The following is a 17,626-nucleotide window of genomic DNA, read 5'->3' as shown; positions in this document are numbered from 1 at the left end:
AACAGGCGTGCCCCACCGCCGCCCGTTGTCCGCTCCGACCCGGCCGACCGCCCGCGCGAAACCGAGTATCGTGTGTAACCTCACATTCGAAGCCGATGTCGCAGGTGGGGTTTCATTCCCGGCATCGGGGGCCGGTAGGGGCTCCGTAGACTGTGGCAAACACAGGAGTTTTCCGGAGGGAGCAATAGCCGTGGGAGTGCTTTCCCGGGTCGATACGCCCGAGGACCTGCGTCGGCTGTCGGTACCGGAGCTGGGCGAGTTGGCCGAGGAGATTCGCGAGTTCCTGGTGCGGAAGGTCGCCGCGACGGGCGGTCACCTGGGGCCGAACCTCGGCGTCGTGGAGCTGACCATCGCGCTGCACCGCATCTTCGACTCGCCCGCCGACCCGATCATCTTCGACACCGGCCACCAGGCGTACGTGCACAAGATCCTGACCGGCCGCCGGGACGGGTTCGACACGCTGCGCAAGCAGGGCGGTCTGTCCGGCTACCCGTGCCGCGCCGAGAGCGAGCACGACTGGGTGGAGTCCTCGCACGCCTCGGCCGCGCTGTCCTATGCCGACGGGCTGGCCAAGGCTTTCGCGCTGACCCGGCAGAAGCGGCATGTGGTCGCGATGGTCGGCGACGGCGCGCTCACCGGCGGCATGTGCTGGGAGGCGCTGAACAATATCGCCGCCGGACAGGACCGCTCGGTCGTCATCGTGGTGAACGACAACGGTCGCTCCTACGCGCCGACCATCGGCGGTCTGGCCGACCGGCTCACCGCGCTGCGTATGCAGCCCGCCTACGAGCACGCCCTCGACGCCACCAAGCGCATCGTGCAGTCCATTCCCCGGGTGGGGGAACCGGCGTACTCGATGTTGCACGCCCTCAAGACCGGCATCAAGGACGCGGTCGCGCCGCAGGAGCTGTTCGGCGACCTCGGCCTGAAGTACGTGGGTCCGGTGGACGGGCACGATCCGGTGGCGCTCGAAGCGGCGCTGCGGCGGGCCAAGGACTTCGGCGGCCCGGTGGTGGTGCACGTGGTCACCCAGAAGGGGCGCGGGTTCAAACCGGCCGAGGACCATGTGGCCGACCAGATGCATGCCGTGGGCCGCATCGATCCGGAGACCGGCGAGCCGGTCGGCAAGTCCGGCGCGCAGAGCTGGACCTCGGTGTTCTCCGAGGAGCTCATCGCGCAGGCCGAGCAGCGCGACGACATCGTGGCCATCACCGCCGCCATGCCCGGACCGACCGGGCTGAGCGCGTTCGGGAACCGCTTCCCCGAGCGCATGTTCGACGTCGGCATCGCCGAACAGCACGGTGTGGCCTCGGCGGCCGGGCTGGCGCTGGGCGGCATGCATCCGGTGGTCGCCATCTACTCGACCTTCCTCAACCGCGCCTTCGACCAGCTGCTCATGGATGTGGCGCTGCTGAAGCTGCCGGTGACGCTGGTACTCGACCGCGCGGGCCTCACCGGCGACGACGGCGCCTCGCACAATGGCATGTGGGATATGTCGGTGCTGGGCATCGTGCCCGGCATGCGGGTAGCGGCCCCGCGCGACGCGGCCACGCTGCGCGAGGAGCTGGGCGAGGCGCTGCTGATCAGCGACGGCCCGACCGCCATCCGCTTCCCGAAGGGCACGGTGTGCGAGGAGATCTCGGCCATCGAGCGGCACGACGGCATCGATGTGCTGCACCTGCCCGATGGCCGCGACTCGGTGCGGTCGGTGCACGGCGATGTGCTGCTGGTCGGTGTCGGCTGCTTCGCCGAACTGGCCATGCGCACCGCGGAACTGCTGGAGGCGGAGGGGATTTCGGTCACCGTCATCGATCCGCGCTGGGTGCTGCCGGTCAACGAGGGCATCGTGAAACTGGCCGAGCACTACCGCATGGTGGTCACGCTCGAGGACAGCGGTCTGCACGGCGGCATCGGCTCCTCGGTCTCGGCGCGGATTCGCGGGGCCGGGCTGGACGTGCCGACCCGGGAGATCGGTGTGCCGCAACGCTTCCTGGATCACGCCTCCATCGCGCAGCTGCGCCAGGAGCTCGGGCTCACCCCGCCCGACGTGGCGCAGCGGGTGACCGCCTGGCTGCGCGGTGGCGCGCCGACCGTGGACGTGGACGTGGTGGAGGAGCAGGCCGTCTCGTAGGACTCGCGTCCGCGCGATTCCGGGTGCGGGGCGCGACCGCTCGCGTAGATTCTAGAACCGGTTACAGTTTTATCGGGAACAGCCGGTTCAGGAGTTCGCATGTCCTTCGTGCTCGTCGAGAAGCCGCGTCCGCAGGTCGCGCTCATCACGCTCAACCGCCCCGAGCGCATGAACGCCATGGCCTTCGACGTCATGGTGCCGCTGCGGGAGACCCTGCACGCCGTCGCCGCCGACAACGAGGTGCGCGCGGTGGTGCTCACCGGGGCCGGGGAGGGCTTCTGTTCGGGGGCCGACCTCCAGCACTCCGGCAGCGTGCCCGGCGTCGCGGGGCTCACCCGGACCAGCATCGCCCGGCGCTCCATGGACCTGTTCAACGACGTCATGCTGGCGCTGCGTCGCATGCACCAGCCGGTGATCGCCGCCGTCAACGGCGCGGCCGTCGGCGGCGGGTTCTGCCTCAGCGTGGGCGCGGATATCCGCATTGCCGCCGAGGACGCCTACTTCCGGGCGGCGGGCATCAATAACGGCCTGACCTCGGCCGAGCTCGGCTTCAGCTATCTGCTGCCGCGCGCCGTCGGCTCCTCCCGCGCCTTCGACATCATGCTCTCCGGCCGCGACGTGGATGCCGCCGAAGCAGAACGCATCGGCCTGGTCTCCCGCGTCGTCCCCGCCGAGAAGCTGCTCGATACCTGCTACGACCTGGCCGAGCAGATCCTGCGCTACAGCCGCGTCGGCACCGAGCTCACCAAACGGATGCTGTGGAGCGGCATGGAGGCGGGCAGCTTCGAATCGCATATGCAGCAGGAGGGCATGGCCCAGCTCTACGTGCGGCTCACCACCGAGAACTTCGACGAGGCCATGCGCGCCCGCAGGGATCGCCGTCCACCGGTCTACGAGGACTGACGACCGGCGGGTCCGGCCGCGAAACGCGGCGCATACCCGAGGTCATACCTCCTGCGCGGTTGCGAAGAGCGCCGCCGCCAGCCTCGGCACCGCGAGTTCACGCTGCCACGGACGCGCGCCTCCGGCACTGAGGTAGTCGTCGATCACGGCCGCGCCGTCGCCATTGGCGGCCGTGCGCGGCAGGCCGTCCCAGCACATGCGGCGCAGCAGGTCCGGGGTGAGCAGATTCTCGACCGGAATCGACACTTCACCGGACAGATCCGTCATGGCGGCGCGGGCGCGTTGCAGTCGCGCGGCGGCGGCCGGGTCGCGGCGCTCCCACCGGTTGACCGGCGGGGGACCGTCGAAGGGCTGCGCCAGCGGCGGCAGGTCGCTGTCGGGCAGCGCGCGGGCCCGCTCCACCGCGCCCAGCCATTCGCGCGAGTACCGCCGCTGCCGCGGGCCGCCGAAGATCGGCAGCGCGCGCAGCTGCGCGATGGTCTTGGGCTCGTTCGCCGCGGCGGCGATGATGGCCGAGTCCGGCAGGATGCGGGCGGGAGCGACATCGCGCAGGCGTGCGAGCTTGTCGCGGGTGGTCCACAGCTCCCGGACGATGGCGAGCTGGCGACTGCGGCGCAGCGTGTGGATACCGGAGGTGCGCCGCCAGCGGTCGGCCTTGGGCAGTGCGGGTTCGGCGGTGCGCACATGCTCGAATTCCTGCGCGGCCCAACCGGATTTGCCCTGCTCATCGAGTTCCGCGGCGACCGCGTCGCGCAGCTCCAGCAGCAGTTCCACATCGAGGGCCGCGTAGTTGAGCCATTCGTCGGGCAGCGGCCGCGTGGACCAGTCCGCCGCGCCGTGACCCTTGCGCAGCTCCCGTCCGAGCAGCCGCTCCACCATGGCGGCCAGGCCGACGCGCTCGAATCCGGCCAACCGTCCGCCCAGCTCGGTGTCGAACAGGCGGGCCGGGTACAGGCCGAGTTCGGCCAGTCCGGGCAGATCCTGGTCGGCGGAGTGCAGCACCCACTCCAGATCGTTGACGGCGGCGGCGAGCGGCTCCAGGTCCTGATCGACCGGAATCGGGTCGATGAGGAAGGTGCCCGATCCGGCGCGGCGCAGCTGGATGAGGTACGCGCGGCTGGAGTAGCGGAAGCCGGAGGCGCGTTCGGCGTCCACGGCGAGCGGTCCGGAACCGGCGGCGATGCTGCGGGCGGCGGCGGCTATCGCGGCGGCGGTGTCCAGTACCGGTGGTACGCCGTCCACTGGCGCGAGCAGGGGGACCGCGGCAGTGGCTTCGGAATCGTCTGGTACGGACATGGTCTTGAACTCTACGGGTTGGGCGCGGCCGGGTCCGCGTCCCATTCGGATTCGGGCGGATGCGGAGACTGCGCCGGACTGATCGGTATCGTACGTGGCCGCCGCTGATTTCGTTGCGGTACAGAAAGTTTGATGTCCAGCCGACTGGACACCGGCCGGTCCCCGCTGTGACGAGGGTGATAGCGGAGTGATTACCGGTGTGTGTCGTCTCCGCCGCCCGGCCGTACCTCGAGGCGCGTCACCCCCGCGGGCGGGAGCCCGGCGGCGTAGGCGAGCACCTCGCCGAACGCCTCCACATGCGGACGCATCAGGGTGTCGCCGACCGTCCAGGAGGCTCGCAGCTCCAATTGCTGCGCGCGGGGCGGACCGGCGATATCGCCGAAGCGCACCGAACTGGTCGCGGTCACGGTGCCGCCGAGCGCGGTGAACGGGGCCCGCGATTCCAGGGCGTCCACCAGCCAGCTCCACGCCACCTCCGGCAGCAGCGGATCGGCGGCCAGGGCGGCGTCGATATCGGCCTGGATGTAGGCGACCAGCCGGAACACCCCGTGCCAGGCCTCCTGCCCGTCGGGATCGTGCAGCAGGATGAGCCGGCCGAAGGCGTCACCGTCGGAGTCGACGGGCACCACATTGGTGTCGCCGTGCGTGACTTCCGCTCCGATGGCGTACGAGTAGGGGGCCAGGCGCTGCGGCGGGCGGATCGGTGCGAGCTCGATCCGGGGATGCACGGTTGCGGTGCCCATCGCCTCGACCGCGGCGCGGAACCGGGCGGGTTCATCGGGTTCCGGGGTCGGTGCGGCGCCGTCGCGGAAGTCGAGCGGTGTCACGCTCAAAAGGTAAACCTCCGGGGGCCGGTGTCGTCGGAGGCGCGCCGCCGGTCACCTCTACGATGAGCGGTGATGAGCACTCATACGCGCCGCCGCCTGACCGATGCCCCGTTCCTCGCCGCCGCCACCGGCGCGACACCGCTTCGGCGTCCGGTGTGGTTCATGCGTCAGGCCGGACGGTCGCTGCCGGAGTATCGGGAGCTGCGCGCCGGCATCGGCATGCTGGAATCCTGCTTCAACCCGGAACTCGTGTGCGAGATCACGATGCAGCCCATCCGCCGCCACCGGGTGGACGCGGCAATCCTGTTCTCCGACATCGTGGTTCCGCTCAAGGCCGCGGGTATCGACCTGGATATCGTGGCCGGTGTCGGACCAGTGGTCGCGAATCCGGTGCGCACCCTCGCCGATATCCGCGCGCTGCCGCGGCTGCGCGCCGAGGAGGTCGGGGCCGTCACGGCCGGTATCCGGCTGCTGCTCGACGAACTCGGCGACACCCCGCTCATCGGTTTCGCCGGTGCCCCCTTCACCCTGGCGTCCTACCTGGTCGAGGGCGGTCCCAGCAAGCATCACGAGCGCACCAAGGCCATGATGCTCGCCGATCCGGACGCCTGGCACCAGCTCATGGGCGTGCTCACCGACATCACCATCGAATTCCTGCGCGCCCAGCTCGACACCGGCGTGGATGCCATGCAGCTGTTCGACTCCTGGGCGGGTGCGCTGCCGCTGGCGCAGTACCGCGAGTTCGTGCTACCGCACTCCGAGCGGGTCTTCGCCGAGCTGGCCGAATACGGCGTCCCCCGAATCCATTTCGGTGTCGGCACCGGCGAACTGCTGGGCGCGATGGCCGAGGCGGGCGCGGACGTGGTCGGCGTCGACTGGCGCGTCCCCCTGACCGACGCCGTCCGCCGCATCGGCCCCGGCAAGGCCCTCCAGGGCAACCTCGATCCCGCGGTCCTCTTCGCCGGACCCGCGGCCGTGGAATCCGAGATCCGCCGCATCGCCCACGAGGCCGACGAGGCCATCGCGCTCGGCGCCACCGGCCACATCTTCAACCTCGGCCACGGCGTCCTCCCCGACACCGATCCCGGCGCCATCACCGCCGCCGTGGAACTCATCCACAGCCTGCCCAGCCCGCTCTGACCCACCACCGCTACCAGCCACCAACGGGCTTCGGACTCCACGGCACCCGGGTATTCGGCTTCGTGCCGAGCCTCGGTGGCTCGATGCCTTCGCCGCGGAACCTCTGTCGAAGCCCGTCGCCGCCGGACCCGTCGCGAGCGTGACGGCGGCCGGGTCGGACGTGAATCGCGGCCGAGCGGTGCGTTCCGACAGCCCGACGCGCGGCTCCTCCGGCGGACGGGGGCGTGGGTCACATCCGGTGGGGGAGTAGGTTCCGAAGGACAGCGGCTCGCCGGTGGGATGGGGGTCGCTGTCGTCTCGCCCGGGTGTGCGGGCGCGGCGATGCCGAGGTGACTGAGGAGTGGTCGATGCGGGTCGCGGTGGTCGGTGGCGGGATCAGCGGGTTGGTGGCGGCGTACCGGTTGCGGGCGGCGCTGGGGGAGCGGGCCGAACTGGTGCTGGTGGAGGGGGCCGAGCGGGTCGGGGGGACGCTGCGGACCGTCGAGATCGCGGGGGATCCGGTGGATCTGGGGGCCGAGGCGTTCGTGGGGCGGCGGCCCGAGATCCCGGCATTGATGCGGGAATTGGGGATCGCCGACCAGCTGGTGCACCCGGCGGGCAAGCGGCCGCTGATCTGGTCCGGCGGGGTCGCGCGTCCGCTGCCCGAGCGCACCCTCATGGGCATTCCCGCCGAGGCGGAAGCGGTTGCGGGGCTGGTGGATCCGGAGACCATGGCGCGGATCGCGGCCGAACCCGAACGGCCGCTGCGGTGGGAGCGCGGCGGGGATGTCGCGGTAGGCGCGCTGGTGGCGCAGCGGTTCGGCGAACAGGTGGTGCGCCGCAGCGTGGATCCGCTGCTGGGCGGGGTCTACGCCGGAACCGCCGACACCATCGGAGTGCGCGCCGCCCTGCCGACCCTGGCCGCAGCGCTGGACGCGGGGTCGGCCAGCCTGACCGAGGCGGTGCGCACGGCCCTTCCGCCGCAATCGGATACGCCGGTCTTCGGCGGCATCCGCGACGGCTACCGGGTGCTGCTGGACGCGCTACGCGCCGCCGCCGACGCCAAGGTCGAAACCGCTACCGCCGCAACCCGGCTCACCCGTGACGGCGCGGGCTGGCGGCTGGATCCGGTCGGCCCGGTGGACGCCGTGGTGCTGGCCGCCCCGGCCCCGGCCACCGCCGACCTGCTGCGCGAGGTCGCACCGGCCGCCGCCGATCTCGCCGCCGGTATCGAACTGGCCTCCTCCGCCGTGGTGGCGCTGGCCCTCCCGCGCGACACCCCCCTCCCCGACAACTCCGGCATTCTCGTCGCCACCGGAGAGCCCTTGCGCGCCAAAGCGTTCACTCTCTCCAGTCGCAAGTGGCCGCATCTGGCCGCCCGCGAGGTGGCCCTGGTCCGCGCCTCCTTCGGCCGGTTCGGCGATGCCGCCCCGCTGTCCTGGTCGGATGACGACCTCGTCGCGGCCGCCGTCGACGATCTCGCCACCGTCACCGGCGCCCCGATCCGCCCCGTCGCCGCGGTCGTGCAGCGCTGGCCCGGTGGGCTCCCGCAGTACGGCCCCGGCCACACCGAACGCATTGCCGCCCTGCGCGATACCCTCGCCGACCTGCCCGGTCTGGCCCTGGCGGGCGCCTACCTGGACGGGGTCGGAGTCCCCGCCTGCGCCGCCTCCGGCACCGCCGCCGCCACCCGTATCGCCGCGCATCTGGTCGGCGACGAATAGTCCCGAGTGCCCGGCCGCTCGCGGCGACGGACGGCATTCCGTGTCGCGGTGCGGAAGTCGCCCGACCGCGCCGCACGCGGGGTCGTCAGCGGACGGCCACGCCCGAGACGAGGACTGCGGTCGGCCGATGCGGCATCCATTCGGTGGTGATGCGCGTCAACGCCGCGGCGGTGAACTGGTCCACGAGGTGGGTGGCGGCCTGTCCATGCGTGAGACGGCACCCGGGCGGGCGCATGTAGACCAGGGCCAGTCTGCCGTCCGGGCGAAGTCGGCGGGTCAGATCCTCGACGACCTCGACCGGATCCGTCCAGTACTGCCAGACATTGATGCCGTAGACCAGGTCGAAGTCGCGCACGTCGGGGTCGAGCCGGGTCGCATCGCCGAGGTGCACTTCGAGCCGCCCGCTGCGGATGAACGACCGGTTGCGGCGGGTGGCCTGGCGCATCATCACGGGCGAGGTGTCCACGCCGATGACCTCGCCGTCCGGAATCCTGCGGCAGACCTCGCCGAGGGTGACCCCCGGGCCGTATCCGAGTTCCAGCACGCGGGCTCCGGCGGCGGGTGCGAGGCGTTCCACCGCCCACCGCCCGCGTCTGATGTTGTGGCCGCGGTGGGCCATCATCATCCCGGCGAGCGACCCGATCGGCCCACGTGGGTGTTCGAAGTGGGTGTAGAGGCGCTCGATGGCTGACACGAGTTGGCTCCCGGATTCCTGCGACGACGGATGACATTGCGACACAGTCGATCTCGTGTTGCTACGCCGACCAGGCTTCCCGGCACTCCGGTTTCACTGTATCCGATCCGGCGCGCGGACCAGCCCATTCCGGGCCGGTGTGGTGCCGTCACGGTTCGGTGAGACCGGCGCGGATGGCGTATCGGGTAAGCGCGAGCCGGTCGCGCAGGCCCAGCTTGTGCAGGATGTTGGCGCGGTGCCGGTCGACGGTTTTGACACTGATGACCAGGGCGTCGGCGATTTCGCGAGTGGTGTGTCCTTCGGCGATGAGTTTCAGCACTTCCTCCTCGCGGGGGGTGAGGATGGTGTCGGGCAGGTTGTCGCCATTGTGGGCGCGTTGCAGGTAGTCCCGGATGAGGGCGGTGATCGCGCCGGGGTAGAGGAACGGTTCGCCGCGCATGGTGGCGCGGCACGCTTCCAGCAGTTCCCGGTCGGCGACGGATTTGAGGACGTAGCCGGACGCTCCGGCCTTGAGGGATTCGAAGAAGTACTGCTCGTTGTCGTGCATGGACAGCATGAGGATGCGCACGTCCGGATACTGGCGGTTGATCTCTCGGGCGGCCTGCAATCCGGTCATGCGGGGCATGGCGATATCGAGGATGGCGAGGTCGACCGCCGTATCGCTGAGCTGTCGCACGGCCTCCGCGCCATTGGCGGCCTCGGCGACGACCGCCAGATCGGGTTCGGCGTCGAGGATGAGTCGCAGCCCGCTGCGCACCAGGGCGTGGTCGTCGGCGAGCAGGATGCGGGTCGGGGCGGGCGCGTTCACGACGACCTCCGCTGATCGGTCGGAATGGAGAGATGGACGTCGGTTCCGCGCCCTGGCCGGGCGTCGATAACGAGGGTGGCGTTGACGTGCAGGGCACGCTCCCGCATACCGCGAATGCCAGCGCCCTCCCGGGTGACCGTGCCGGTGCCGTCGTCGCGGATGCGCAACAGCAGGGTGTGGTCGTCGGCGGTCAGCAGCAGCCGGGCCTGGGTGGCGTCGGCGTGGCGGGCGATATTGGTGAGGCACTCCTGGGCGATGCGGTAGCACACCAGTTCGGTGTCGGGGTCCAGACGGCCCAGATCGGGTTCGATGTCGCGGGTGACGGTGATGCCCGCGGTGGCGGCGAATTCGTTGCACAGGGCCGACAGCGCACTGGGCAGGCCGAGGTCTTCGAGCACGTCGGAGCGCAGTCGACGGGCGATGCCGCGGACCTCGTCCAGGCAAGCGCGGACGGTCTCCTGGACCTCGTACAGATCATCGTGGAGTTCGGTCGGCGCCCGGTCGTGGGTGCGGCGCAGCCGCAGCAGCGCGACGGTGAGGCTCTGGCCGATCTCGTCGTGTAGTTCGCGGGCGATGCGCTGGCGTTCGTTCTCCTGCGCGGCCAAGGCGGAGGTGCTGGCGGCGCTGCGTTCGGTCTCGAGCCGTTCGGCCATGGCGTTGAAGGAGTCGATGAGGTGGTTCCAGTCGCCGTTGCCTCGGTCGTGCAGGCGGGTGCTGCCGCGCAGCGGGTCCACCCGGCGCATGGAGGTGATGAGCTCGTCGATGGGCGCCAGGCTGGAGCGCAGTAGGAAGGCATTGGCGGCGAGGATGACCGCGAGGCCGATGACCAGCACCGGGACCTCGGTGAGCCGCACCCGCGAGGACACCGAGGCCGGTGACAGCGCGAGCACCAGGGTGCCGAGCGTGAACACCAGGCCGTTGATGACGACGACGCGGCGGAACAGCGCGCCGGCGGGAATCGGTGTGCGTGCCCACCGGCCGATGGCAGCGACGGCACGACCGCTCATGAGCCCCAGTCTGGCCGGTGGGCGGATCGGTGTCCATGAGGCGCGGCCCCCATTCGACGCTCCGGGGACCGGGCGACGCGCCCGACAATTGGGTGCTCCGGCCCATAGCCGGGCGTCGTCACCCCGTCAAGACTGGGTGGCAGGCGTTGGTCGGGAGAAATGGAGTCGCGGATGGAGATCGATCTGTCGACCGTACCGGGCAGGGCGGTGCTGCACCACTGCCGCAGTCGCGACGGTTCGAGGTTCGCGCTGGTCGTGCGGGCCGACGGTGTCCGGCAGATCGTTGTCTACCACGCGGTCGGTCACGATGCTCCGTCGCAGACCCTGACCCTGGAGCCGGATGAGGCCGACCGACTGGCGGAGCTGCTGCACAGCACCCCGCTGCGGGATCGGCTGGCGGAGCTGGAACGGCGCGTCGACGAACTCACCGGTGGACACGGTCCGGCGTGACGGAGTTCAACGGCTTTCCCATGATCGCGGCGGTGCTCGCGATCGCGGCGGTGGTCGGTCTGCTCGCCACGCGTCTGCGGCAGCCGATGATCGTCGCCTTCATCGGCGTCGGTGTTCTTGTCGGACCGGTCGGTACCGGGTGGGTGACCTCCGAGGGGACCATCGAGCTGCTGGCCCGGTTCGGTATCGCGATCCTGCTGTTCCTGGTGGGTCTACGCCTGGATGTGCACATGATCCGCGATACCGGCCCGGTGGCGCTGGCCACCGGGCTGGGGCAGGTGTTGTTCACCTCGATCATCGGCTATCTGATCGCCATCGCACTCGGCATGGACACCACGACGGCCGTGTATGTCGCGGTCGCGCTGACGTTCTCCTCGACGATCATCATCGTCAAACTGCTGTCGGACAAGCGCGAACTCGATCACCTGCACGGCCGGATCGCGGTCGGCTTCCTCATCGTGCAGGACATCGTGGTGGTGCTGGTCATGATCGGGCTCACCGCGTGGGGGCGGCAGAGCGGCGGCAATGTCGCCCTGAACATGACGGCCGTGGCGGGCAAGGGCATCGGGCTGCTGGCCGGTGTCGCGCTGGTGATGCGGGCGATGCCGTGGCTGATGCACCGCATGGCGCGCTCGCAGGAACTGCTGGTGCTGTTCGGAGTGTCCTACGCGGTATCGGTGGCGGCGCTGAGCGAATGGCTCGGCTTCAGCTCCGAGGTCGGCGCGTTCCTCGCCGGGGTGTCGCTGGCCGGTACCGAGTACCGTGACGCGCTCGGCGCCCGCTTGGTCAGCCTGCGTGACTTCCTGCTGCTGTTCTTCTTCCTCGAGCTCGGCGCCAAGCTCGAATTCACCCATGCCGGCCAGCAGATCGCCGAGGCGGTCATCTTCTCACTGTTCGTGCTGATCGGGAATCCACTCATCGTCATCGTGATCATGGCGCTCATGCGCTATCCGGTGAAGGTCGGCTTCCTGGCCGGGCTCACCGTCGCCCAGATCTCCGAGTTCTCCCTCATTCTCGCCGCGCTCGGACTGAGCCTGGGACATATCACCAATGCCACGGTCAGCCTGATCACCGTGGTCGGCCTGATGACCATCGGTGGGTCTACCTACCTGATCCTGTATTCGCATCAGATCTACCGCCGGATCGGACGATTCCTCACGATCTTCGACCGCACCGGCGACCGCGTCGCCGAATCCGCGGCCGTCGCAACCGACTCCGATACCGCCGAGGTCATCCTGTACGGCCTGGGCCGGTTCGGCAGTCACGTGGCACGGAGTCTGAGCGGCGCCGGATACCGCGTTCTCGCCGTGGACTATGACCCCAGCCGGGTCGCCGCCGCCCAGCCCCGCGGTGTCACCGCGATCTTCGGCAGCGCCGAGGACACCCACTTCCTCGAGACCCTGCCGCTGTCCACCGCGCGCGCGGTGATCAGCACGATCCCGGCGGTGGAAACGAATCAAGCCCTCCTGCACGCACTCCGGCAACACCGGTATTCCGGCAGGGTCGCGCTGACGGCGTTCACCGCGCGTGACGCCGAACAACTCCGCGCCGCCGAGATCGATATCGTCCTCGAACCGTTCGCGATGGCGGCGGAGGCGTCGGCTGCCGAATTCACCGATCTCCTCGGCACCTCCGATATCGAGCAGCGGGGTTCCGGCGGTGCGTGACCGACCGCCTCAGGACTTCGCGACCTCGGCTCCCGCGAGCGTCTCGTCGTGATCGGGCGGCGCTGTCCGCCCCCGCCGGTTCTTCCACCGCAGCAGCGGCTCGACCACTCGGGCGGCGATCGGCCCCAGCACGGCCATCAGCAGTACATAGGTGGTGGCCATCGCGGCGAATTCGCCGGGCACCGCACCGGCGCCGACGGCCAGGCCCGCGATGACGATCGAGAATTCACCGCGGGCGATGAGCGCCGTGCCCGCGCGGGCACGACCGTACTCGGAGGCCCCGGCGCGCTTGGCGGCCCACCAGCCGGTCGCGAGTTTCGTCGCGGTGGTCACCACCACCAGCACGATGGCCCAGCCCAGCACCGGCGGAATGCTGCGCGGATCGGTACTGAGACCGAACAGCACGAAGAACAGCGCGGCGAACAGGTCGCGCAGCGGTTCGAGCACCTTGGTGGCGGTGTGGGCCGTCGATCCGGAGATGGCGATGCCGAGCAGGAACGCGCCGACGGCGGCCGACACCTGCAACGCGGAGGCGACACCCGCGACCAGCAGCGCGGATCCGAGGAGTTTGAGCAGGAAGCTCTCGCGGTCCTGGCTGTCGACGAGCATCGACACGTATTTGCCGTAGCGCAGCGCGACCACCAGGACGACGGTGACCGCCGTGAGCGCGATGCCGACGGTCTGCAATCCGGCCGCGAATCCCAGCCCGGCCAGCACCGCGGTCAGCACCGGCAGATACCCGGCCATGACCAGATCCTCGAACACCAGGATGGACAGGATCGTCGGGGTCTCCCGGTTGCCCAGACGCCCGAGATCACTCAGCACCTTCGCGATGATCCCCGACGAGGAGATGTAGGTGACGCCCGCCATCGCCACCGCGCCGGTGACGCCCCAGCCCAGCATGAGCGCCACCACCACACCCGGGGTGGCGTTCAGGACGATGTCGAGCACACCGGCCGCCCACGAGTTCCGCAATCCGGTGACGAGTTCCTTCGCCGAGTACTCCAGTCCGAGGAGCAACAGCAGCAGCACCACGCCGATCTCGCTGGCCAGGTGGATGAACTCGTCCACGTGATGCAGCTCGACCAAGCCGCCCGTGCCGAACACCAGGCCGCCGATCAGGTAGAGCGGAATCGGTGACATACCGATGCGCGCGGCGACCCGCCCCAACAGACCCAGACCGAAAAAGACCGCGCCCAGCTGTATCAGCGCGAGCGCGGTTTCGTGTGCCACCATCTACTTTCAGCCATCCGTCATGATTCTGGCGGCGGCCGTTAGGCCCTCCGCCGTGCCGACAACAACCAGGACATCGCCTTCGGTGAAGACGAACTCGGGGCCGGGCGAGGGGATCGCGTGGCCGGATCGCATCACGGCGACGATCGACACCGAGGTGCGCGTGCGCATCCGGGTATCGCCGAGCAGATGTCCGTCATAGGGGGACCCCGAGCGGACCGGCAGTTGCCGGGTGGTGAGGCCGCCGAATTCCCGGTGCTCATCCTGCAATTGGGCGACCAGCTGCGGGGCGCCCAGGAGGTTGGCGAGCACGTTCGCCTCGTGAGTGGTGAGCGGAATCTGGTCGGTCGCGTCGGGGTTGCCGGGCTTGCTGACGATCAGGTCGATCGTGCCGTCCTTGCGATCGATGACTCCGACGGTGCGGCGGCTACCCGACAGCGGAAATTCCTTGCGCACACCGATTCCGGGCAGCTGTGTAACTTCGACGTTCACGCGCCCCACCCTAACCGTCCGCGGCGGAGGGCGCGGTGTCGTGAATCGGTATTCGACTACCGCGACAGGGCTCGGGGAGAGAGGCACGGCATCGGATACGCGGACTGCGTGAATGCCATGGGCGGCTCCTTTCGGTTCGATTCGCACGAAACGGACTCGTGGAGTCACATGCCGGCCGGTTTTCCCGGCTCACCGTGGCTTGTAATGATTCCGTAAAGGAGGCGCACTGGCAAATCGCACGGTGCTCAGATGTCGGCGTCGTGAGCCGAAAGCCATTGGTATTCAGTGAGTGTCGAATGGGTGACGGTGGCCGCCCGTGACCGTCGTCGCCACCGCGCCCGCCGGGGGCGGTGGCGGTAGATCTCGCCGGTGGTGGACGTGTTCGAACTCGCGTTCCGACAGCGTGCCCGGCACGCCGGAGTGATCCGGGCGAATGGCACGATGGGGGTATGGCGCGACTCGATTACAAGGCCCTCAACGACACCATCCGCTACCTCATGTTCTCGGTGTTCCAGGTGGAACCCGGGGCGTTGGGGGACGAGCGCGAGGCGATCGTCAAAGAGGCGAAGGCTTTCTTCGATTCGCTGGAAGAGCGCGGGGTGGTGGTGCGTGGACTCTACGATGTGGCCGGGATGCGCGCCGACGCCGATTTCATGATCTGGTGGCATGCCGAGCAGATCGAGGAGTTGCAGGCGGCCTACGCCGATTTCCGCCGCACCACCGAACTGGGCCGCGCGAGCGCCCCGGTGTGGAGCAATGCCGCCCTGCACCGTCCGGCCGAGTTCAACAAGAGCCACATCCCGGCCTTCCTCGCCGGTGAGGAGCCGGGCAGGTACATCTGCGTGTACCCGTTCGTCCGCTCCTACGAGTGGTACCTGCTCCCCGACGAGGAGCGTCGCAAGATGCTGGCCGATCACGGCAAGGCCGCTCGCGGCTATCCGGATGTGCGCGCCAATACCGTCGCCTCCTTCGCCCTCGGCGACTACGAGTGGCTGCTGGCCTTCGAGGCCCCCGAACTGCACCGCATCGTCGACCTCATGCGCGACCTGCGCGCCACCGAGGCCCGCCTGCACGTCCGCGAGGAGATCCCGTTCTTCACCGGTCCGCGCGTCGAGGTGGAGCAGTTGGTCAACGCGCTGCCCTGAGTGCGGTAGCCGACCGGTAGCCAGCCTGCTGCCCCAGAAATTCGGGGCATGCGGGTGATCCCGTGCTGTTCGTAGGGTTTCTGCGACTTGTACGTCCGCGGAGTCCGAGGGGTGCGACCGCGGCCAGACTTGTCGTTCAGTCGATCGGACCACGAACACCGAGGTGTCGCGTGGGCGGTGACACCGACGTGTCGTGGGTCCGTTCGCCGTTCTCCGCCCGGATCCGCGCTACCGCTCGGCGGGCGTCAGCCGCAGCGAGATCGAGTTGATGCAATAGCGCTTGTCGGTGGGCGTCGGATAGCCCTCGCCCTCGAACACATGTCCCAGATGGCTGTGGCAATTGGCGCACAGCACCTCCACCCGGCGCATGCCCAGCGAATCGTCCGGCCGCAGGATCACCGCGTCGGAGTTCGCCGGATCGAAGAACGACGGCCAGCCGCAGTGCGAGTGGAACTTCTCGCCGCTGCGGAACAGTTCGGCCCCGCAGGCCCGGCACGAGTAGATGCCCTCGGTCTCGGTGTCGGTGTACTCGCCGGTGAACGCCCGTTCGGTACCGGCCTCCCGCAGGACCCGGTACTCCTCGGGGGAGAGCTTGGCCCGCCACTCCTGCGGTGTCAGCTGAATGCGCGGTGCCGGAAGCGAGGTATCAGCATCGGAACTCATAAGTCCAACGTAATACGTCGCTCCGGCGATCGCAGCGTCCTACTGCTTGGCGGTTTCGACGGCGGCCGCGCGGCCGCGCCCGTTCAACCGCTCGGGTGTCACCGCGGCTTCCGGATGCATCCAGGGCGGATCGAGGGTCACGCCCACCCGTAGCCGTCCCTCACGCCTGGCGGCCAGGTACCGGTCACCGAGGACGCAGAACACGACGATGAGCAGCAATCCCCAGCCGAAGGTGGTGCGCAGGTACTCCACGGTGCGTCCGGCGCTCTGGAAGCGGTCCGACAGCCATTTGTCGTAGGTCATGAAACCGAAGATGGCCAGCCAGGCGGGCCAGTTGCGCAGCACCGAATTGCGCAGCACCACGGTCATCAGGAACGGGAACACCATCATCGAGTAGTACATCTGGCCCAGCGAGGGCAGCAGCCAGGATGCGATCAGCAGCACGCCCGACATGGTGCAGATGAAGAACACCTCGTCGTCGCGGTAGTAGCGGTACAGCAGCCACAGCGAGATCGCGACCAGCACGCACATGGTGAGGCGGATGATCCAGATGAGCCAGTCCGCGACGCCGTAGTAGGCGGCATTGCCGACGATCGAGCTGTTGAAGTAGTCGCGGGTCTCCATGAGATACGGCACGGTCCGTGTCACGAAGTCCATCGGATCCACGATCAGCGGCCAAGCGAGCGCGTTGAGCACCGCGGGCACCGCCACCGCGGTGATGAGCGTCTTCCACTGGCCGCGCATGAGCGCGATGAGAAGAAGTGGTGCCAGAGTGGGTTTCACCGCGATGGTCAGACCCATGACCGCTCCCGCCCACAGATCTCGCCGTTGCAGCAGCAGGTGTATGAACACCACCTCGGCGAGCAGCAGACAGCCGTTCACATTGGTGAAGACCAATGTGTTGATCACGGTCTCCGACATGAACATGGCCAGCAGCAGCGCGGGCGCGGCCACCGAGGAGAGGGTGAACTTGAACAGCCGCAGCAGCAGATACCAGGCGAGCAGAATGGCGACCGCGTTGAGCAGGATGAAGCACCAGCGCGACTTCTCCGGATCGAGAATGGCCAGCGGCGCGATCAGCAGCGTCCCGCTCGGCGGGTACAGGTAGTGCGGGTCGGTCGAGTCGAAGTTCGCGGTGTAGATCGGCTGGTTGTTCAAGAACGCCAGCGACGCGTTGTAGACCGGCCTGAAGTCGTCGGTGATGAATCCGTTGACGGCCTTGATGAACACTCGGTTCAGTACGGTCAGGATCGCGAAGGGCCACAGTGCGAAGTTCAGCACCTCGGCGGTGGTACGAGCTGTTCGGGGCTCGAGCTGGCGAAGGAACACTGGGGCACGGTACACCGGAACACACCGTCATGGGTGTGCGGACCCGCCGTAGGCGTGCGATAGCGCACATTCGCGCGGGGCATCGGCGTGGCCGCGCTGACCGGCGCGGCTCCCCTCTAGTGGACGACCGACTGATCT

At 69.1% G+C, this 17,626-nt stretch carries 16 protein-coding genes; 7 read left to right on the top strand and 9 right to left on the bottom strand.

What is annotated here, in order from left to right:
* The first annotated feature begins 190 nt into the window (after positions 1 to 190).
* Positions 191 to 2,131 (top strand): 1-deoxy-D-xylulose-5-phosphate synthase, encoded by a 1,941-nt coding sequence (gene dxs / locus QMO76_RS24210; RefSeq protein WP_306363619.1) that lies wholly within the window; start codon positions 191 to 193, stop codon positions 2,129 to 2,131.
* 99 nt (positions 2,132 to 2,230) lie between these two features.
* Positions 2,231 to 3,034, top strand: a complete 804-nt coding sequence (locus QMO76_RS24205) for an enoyl-CoA hydratase (RefSeq protein ID WP_306363618.1) — start codon at positions 2,231 to 2,233, stop codon at positions 3,032 to 3,034.
* A gap of 42 nt (positions 3,035 to 3,076) precedes the next feature.
* Here the strand turns inward: QMO76_RS24205 and QMO76_RS24200 are convergent, their stop codons facing one another.
* Positions 3,077 to 4,330: a ribonuclease D gene (locus tag QMO76_RS24200; RefSeq protein WP_306363617.1), complete on the bottom strand. Its 1,254-nt coding sequence runs from the start codon at positions 4,328 to 4,330 to the stop codon at positions 3,077 to 3,079.
* A 191-nt stretch (positions 4,331 to 4,521) separates the two neighbouring features.
* Positions 4,522 to 5,157: a DUF3000 domain-containing protein gene (locus QMO76_RS24195; protein ID WP_306363616.1), complete on the bottom strand. Its 636-nt coding sequence runs from the start codon at positions 5,155 to 5,157 to the stop codon at positions 4,522 to 4,524.
* Positions 5,158 to 5,229: 72 nt separating this feature from the next.
* Between QMO76_RS24195 and hemE the strand changes: the two genes are divergently transcribed.
* On the top strand, positions 5,230 to 6,297 hold the full coding sequence (hemE, locus tag QMO76_RS24190) for a uroporphyrinogen decarboxylase (protein WP_306363615.1): 1,068 nt from the start codon (positions 5,230 to 5,232) through the stop codon (positions 6,295 to 6,297).
* A 347-nt stretch (positions 6,298 to 6,644) separates the two neighbouring features.
* A complete protein-coding gene (locus QMO76_RS24185) occupies positions 6,645 to 8,000 on the top strand; it encodes a protoporphyrinogen oxidase (protein WP_306363614.1) in 1,356 nt (451 codons plus the stop codon).
* Positions 8,001 to 8,085: 85 nt separating this feature from the next.
* Here the strand turns inward: QMO76_RS24185 and QMO76_RS24180 are convergent, their stop codons facing one another.
* The 3 genes from QMO76_RS24180 to QMO76_RS24170 form a co-directional block, all read right to left on the bottom strand.
* A complete protein-coding gene (locus QMO76_RS24180; protein WP_306363613.1) occupies positions 8,086 to 8,694 on the bottom strand; it encodes a class I SAM-dependent methyltransferase in 609 nt (202 codons plus the stop codon).
* 148 nt (positions 8,695 to 8,842) lie between these two features.
* On the bottom strand, positions 8,843 to 9,502 hold the full coding sequence (locus tag QMO76_RS24175; protein ID WP_306363612.1) for a response regulator transcription factor: 660 nt from the start codon (positions 9,500 to 9,502) through the stop codon (positions 8,843 to 8,845).
* Positions 9,499 to 10,509: a histidine kinase gene (locus tag QMO76_RS24170; RefSeq protein WP_306363611.1), complete on the bottom strand. Its 1,011-nt coding sequence runs from the start codon at positions 10,507 to 10,509 to the stop codon at positions 9,499 to 9,501. Before QMO76_RS24170 ends, QMO76_RS24175 begins: the two co-directional genes overlap by 4 nt.
* Positions 10,510 to 10,680: 171 nt before the next feature.
* Between QMO76_RS24170 and QMO76_RS24165 the strand changes: the two genes are divergently transcribed.
* Together QMO76_RS24165 and QMO76_RS24160 are read left to right on the top strand one after the other, a co-directional pair.
* Positions 10,681 to 10,959, top strand: coding sequence for a hypothetical protein (locus tag QMO76_RS24165; RefSeq protein WP_306363610.1), 279 nt, complete (start codon positions 10,681 to 10,683; stop codon positions 10,957 to 10,959).
* Positions 10,956 to 12,626 carry a cation:proton antiporter gene (locus QMO76_RS24160; RefSeq protein WP_306363609.1) on the top strand — a complete coding sequence of 557 codons (1,671 nt, stop codon included), beginning with the start codon at positions 10,956 to 10,958 and terminating at the stop codon, positions 12,624 to 12,626. Before QMO76_RS24165 ends, QMO76_RS24160 begins: the two co-directional genes overlap by 4 nt.
* Before the next feature lie 9 nt (positions 12,627 to 12,635).
* Here QMO76_RS24160 and QMO76_RS24155 read toward each other — a convergent pair whose 3' ends face one another.
* Both QMO76_RS24155 and QMO76_RS24150 read right to left on the bottom strand, forming a co-directional pair.
* Entirely contained in the window at positions 12,636 to 13,862 is a 1,227-nt protein-coding gene (locus QMO76_RS24155; RefSeq protein WP_306363608.1) for a cation:proton antiporter, read from the bottom strand.
* Between the two features lie 6 nt (positions 13,863 to 13,868).
* Positions 13,869 to 14,351, bottom strand: coding sequence for a cation:proton antiporter regulatory subunit (locus tag QMO76_RS24150; protein WP_306363673.1), 483 nt, complete (start codon positions 14,349 to 14,351; stop codon positions 13,869 to 13,871).
* A gap of 449 nt (positions 14,352 to 14,800) precedes the next feature.
* On the opposite strand from QMO76_RS24150, the gene hemQ reads away from it, so the two are divergent.
* Positions 14,801 to 15,496: a hydrogen peroxide-dependent heme synthase gene (hemQ, locus tag QMO76_RS24145; RefSeq protein WP_306363607.1), complete on the top strand. Its 696-nt coding sequence runs from the start codon at positions 14,801 to 14,803 to the stop codon at positions 15,494 to 15,496.
* 228 nt (positions 15,497 to 15,724) lie between these two features.
* On the opposite strand, the gene msrB is transcribed toward hemQ, so the two are convergent.
* Together msrB and QMO76_RS24135 are read right to left on the bottom strand one after the other, a co-directional pair.
* Entirely contained in the window at positions 15,725 to 16,159 is a 435-nt protein-coding gene (gene msrB / locus QMO76_RS24140; RefSeq protein WP_306363606.1) for a peptide-methionine (R)-S-oxide reductase MsrB, read from the bottom strand.
* 39 nt (positions 16,160 to 16,198) lie between these two features.
* Positions 16,199 to 17,488 (bottom strand): glycosyltransferase family 87 protein, encoded by a 1,290-nt coding sequence (locus QMO76_RS24135; RefSeq protein WP_306363605.1) that lies wholly within the window; start codon positions 17,486 to 17,488, stop codon positions 16,199 to 16,201.
* Positions 17,489 to 17,626: the final 138 nt, after the last annotated feature.

This window comes from Nocardia sp. CC227C (assembly GCF_030767025.1).
Lineage (GTDB): Bacteria > Actinomycetota > Actinomycetes > Mycobacteriales > Mycobacteriaceae > Nocardia.
The sequence above is the reverse complement of the archived record's forward strand: the minus strand, read 5'-3'. Positions and strand labels throughout refer to the sequence as shown.